At 71.4% G+C, this 3,779-nt stretch carries 4 protein-coding genes; all 4 read left to right on the forward strand.

Features of this window, described 5'->3' with window-relative positions:
- The first annotated feature begins 158 nt into the window (after positions 1–158).
- Positions 159–1,535: a quaternary amine ABC transporter ATP-binding protein gene (locus ACTHNQ_RS19010; RefSeq protein ID WP_440335504.1), complete on the forward strand. Its 1,377-nt coding sequence runs from the start codon at positions 159–161 to the stop codon at positions 1,533–1,535.
- The gene (locus tag ACTHNQ_RS19015) at positions 1,532–2,479 is read left to right on the forward strand and encodes an ABC transporter permease (protein ID WP_440335505.1); all 948 of its coding nucleotides are present in this window, start codon (positions 1,532–1,534) and stop codon (positions 2,477–2,479) included. Before ACTHNQ_RS19010 ends, ACTHNQ_RS19015 begins: the two co-directional genes overlap by 4 nt.
- Before the next feature lie 17 nt (positions 2,480–2,496).
- A complete protein-coding gene (locus tag ACTHNQ_RS19020) occupies positions 2,497–3,387 on the forward strand; it encodes a glycine betaine ABC transporter substrate-binding protein (protein ID WP_440335506.1) in 891 nt (296 codons plus the stop codon).
- 37 nt (positions 3,388–3,424) lie between these two features.
- A partial coding sequence (locus ACTHNQ_RS19025) for a patatin-like phospholipase family protein (protein WP_440335507.1) occupies positions 3,425–3,779 on the forward strand: 355 nt, incomplete at its 3' end.

Consider the following 3,779-nt stretch of genomic DNA (forward strand, 5'->3'; position numbering starts at 1 on the left):
CACCGACCAGTCCGCGGTCGCTGGTGACGTTCACCCGAGCGTCAGACCGGCGAGCGTACGGTCGGCGGCCGCGGCGCGGATCCGACATCCGCTGCGAGAGCGGCCGCCACCCGGGCGCGACCGATGCAGCTCCTGCACCGGAGCTGCCGAGGTGCACAGTGACGCTTCCGCCTGCCATCGAGGCGAAGAACCTGTTCAAGGTCTTCGGACGCAATCCCAAGGACGCGGTCCGGCGGCTCCGCGCCGGCGCGACGCGCGCCGACGTCGCCGACGCCGGATCCGCCGCCGTCATCGACGCGAGTTTCACCGTCCAGCCCGGTGAGATCTTCGTCATCATGGGGCTCTCGGGCTCCGGCAAGTCGACGGTGATCCGCATGCTCAACGGACTGCTCGCGCCCACCGCCGGCGACGTGCGCGTGCAGGGGAAGAGCGTCGTGGATGCCTCGCCCAAGACGCTGCGCGGCATCCGCCGCCGTTCGATCTCGATGGTGTTCCAGCACTTCGCGCTGCTGCCGCACCTCACGGTGCTCGACAACGCCGCCTACGCGCTCGAGATCCAGGGTGTCGGCCGCGACGAGCGGCGCGAGCGCGCGCGAGAGATCCTCGGCAAGGTGGGGCTCGGCGACCGCGTCGATGCGATGCCCGACGAGCTGTCCGGCGGCATGCGTCAGCGCGTCGGCCTGGCCCGCGCGCTGACGGCCGGCACCGACATCCTGCTCATGGACGAGGCGTTCTCGGCGCTGGACCCGCTCATCCGCCGAGAGATGCAGGAGCAGCTCATCGAGCTGCAGCGCGAGCTCGGCCGAACGATCGTTTTCATCACGCACGACCTGAACGAGGCGATGTTCCTCGGCGACCGGATCGCCGTCATGCGCGACGGCCGCATCGTCCAGACCGGCACGCCCGAAGAGATCCTCACCGACCCCGCGAACGACTACGTCGCGCAGTTCGTGCAGGACGTCGACCGCGCTCGCGTGCTGACGGCGGGGTCCGTCATGGCCCCGCCGGTCGCGACGACGCCGGTGAGCGCCGGCGTCCGCGGGGCGCTGCGCGTCATGCGCGACCTGCAGGTGGGCTCGGTGTCGGTGATCGAGAACCGCCGCTTCCTGGGCACGGTCACCGATCGTGCGGTCATCCGCGCGGTGAAGGCGGGAACGACCGATCTTCGCTCGCTCGTCCGCACCGGCCGCCCCGCGGTCCATGTCGACGACCCGCTGGCCGACGTGGTCGAGCGCGCCGTCGAGAGTCCGGTGCCGGTGGCCGTGATCGACGACGCCGGGCGCCTCGTCGGCACGATCCCGCGCGTGACCCTGCTGGCGGCCCTCGGCGACGTGCCCGCGGTGACCCGCGAGAACCCGATCATCGACGTGCCGGCCAGCGTGCCGGCGAGCGAGATCACCCAGACCCTCGCGACCGTCGAGTCCTCCGCGGCCGCGACCACCACCCTCGGCGGCCGTGCCGCGCCGCCCACCCGCCTCGCCGCCGGCGCACCCGCCGACGATGCACCCGCCGCGACGGAAGGAGCCGCCCGATGAACGACACGTTCCGCCTGCCCCTCGGCGACGTGGTGGAAGGAGCCGTCCGCTGGCTCATCGACGCCCTCGGCGGCTTCTTCGACGTCGTGGCGGTGATCTTCGGCGGCCTCTACGACTGGCTGGACGCCTCGCTGTCGGCGCCGCCGTTCTGGGCCGTCATCCTCGTGATCGCCGCCTTCGCCTACTGGTCGAAAGGGCTGATGCTCGCCATCGGCAGCGCGCTGGGGCTGCTCGTGATCGTCGCCGTCGGCCAGTGGTCCAACGCGATGGACTCGCTGGCGCTGGTCATCCTCGCCGCGGCCGTGGCCATCGTGATCGCGGTGCCCCTGGGCATCTGGGCCGCCGGCAGCGACCGCGTCTCGGCCGTGCTGCGCCCGGTGCTCGACTTCTTGCAGACGATGCCCGCGTTCGTCTACCTCATCCCCGCGATGCTGATCTTCGGTGTGGGACCCGTGCCGGGAATGGTCGCGACCATCATCTTCGCGCTCGCACCGGGCGTGCGGCTCACCGAGCTCGGCATCCGCGGGGTCGACGCCGAGATCGTCGAGGCCGGCCACGCGTTCGGCGCCTCGCCAGGACGCATCCTGCGGCAGATCCAGCTGCCGCTCGCGATGCCCAGCATCATGGCCGGCGTCAACCAGGTGATCATGCTGAGCCTGTCGATGGTCGTCATCGCGGGCATGGTCGGGGCCGGCGGGCTCGGCGGCGCCGTCGTGCAGAGCCTCAGCCGCATCGACATCGCCCTCGGCGTCGAGGCGGGCCTGTCGGTCGTGATCCTCGCGATGATCCTCGACCGCGTGACGTCGGGATTCTCGGCGCCGCGTGAGCGCAGGCGCCAGCCCGCGCCGGATGCCGTCACCCCGACCTCCGCGGGGTCGCCGGCCGCGGCATCCGCTCCCGAGGCCACCGCCATCGCCGGCGACCGCCAGCCGGTCGCGGTCTGAACCGAGAGGACCCGCACATGACCAAGCGACGCATGATCGCCGCCGGCCTCGCACTGGCCGGCACCGCAGCCCTGCTCGTGAACGGCGCCGTCGTCCAGTCGGGCGCCGGCACCGACACCGGCAAGGGCCGCATCACCGTGGCGGTGTTCAACGGCTGGGACGAGGGCATCGCCGCGTCCGAGCTGTGGAAGGCCGTGCTCGAAGACGAGGGATACGCCGTCGACCTCGTGTACGCCGACCCCGCCGCGGCCTACACGGGGATCGCGAAGGGCGAGTACGACCTGACGCTCGACACCTGGCTGCCGCTCACGCACGCCGAGTACATGGAGACGTACGGCGACGACCTGGTCGACCTCGGCTCGTGGAACGACGAGGCCAAGCTCACGATCGCGGTGAACGAGGACGCCCCGATCGACTCGCTCACCGAGCTCGCCGCGAACGCCGACCTGTTCGGCAACCGCCTGGTGGGCATCGAGTCGGGTTCGGGCCTCGTGACCGTCACGCAGAACGACGTGATCCCCGGCTACGGCCTGGAGGGCATGCAGTTCGTGACGTCGTCGACACCCGCGATGCTCACCGAGCTGCAGGCGGCGACGGATGCCGGGCGCGACGTCGCCGTGACGCTGTGGCGGCCGCATTGGGCGTACAACGCGTTCCCGATCAAGGACCTCGAAGACCCCGACGGACTGCTCGGCGATGCGGAGGGCATCCACACGGTGACCTCGACCGGCTTCGCCGACGAGTTCCCCGAGGTGTCGGCGTGGCTGGAGGCGTTCCGCATGGACAACGAGCTGCTGTACTCGCTCGAGGATGCGATGTTCGGCGACGGCGGCGACGGCGACTACGGCCCGGTCGTGGCGAAGTGGATCGCCGACAACCGCGACTACGTCGACACCCTCACGCGCTGACCCGGCCGTCATGCCCGCGCCGCAATAGGGTGTGGGCATGACGGTGGCCTTCGTGCTGGGCGGCGGCGGTGTCCGCGGTGCCGTGGAGATCGGGATGCTGCGCGGCCTGCTCGAGCGCGGCATCCGCCCCGACCTCGTGGTGGGCACGTCGATCGGCGCGATCAACGGCGCACTCGTCGCATCCGATCCCACGCCGGCCGTCATCGAGCGCCTGCTCGACGCCTGGACCTCGCCCGAGGCGAACGCCGTCTACGGCGACTCGCTGTTCGCCCAGTTCGGGCGGCTCATCACGACCAAGACGCACCTGAACTCGCCCGCGCCGCTGCGGCACCTGCTGGAGCGCGCCCTCGGCGCCGACACCCGGTTCGAAGACCTCGCGGTGCCTCTGCGCG

This window comes from Microbacterium sp., from assembly GCF_051953575.1.
Lineage (GTDB): Bacteria > Actinomycetota > Actinomycetes > Actinomycetales > Microbacteriaceae > Microbacterium.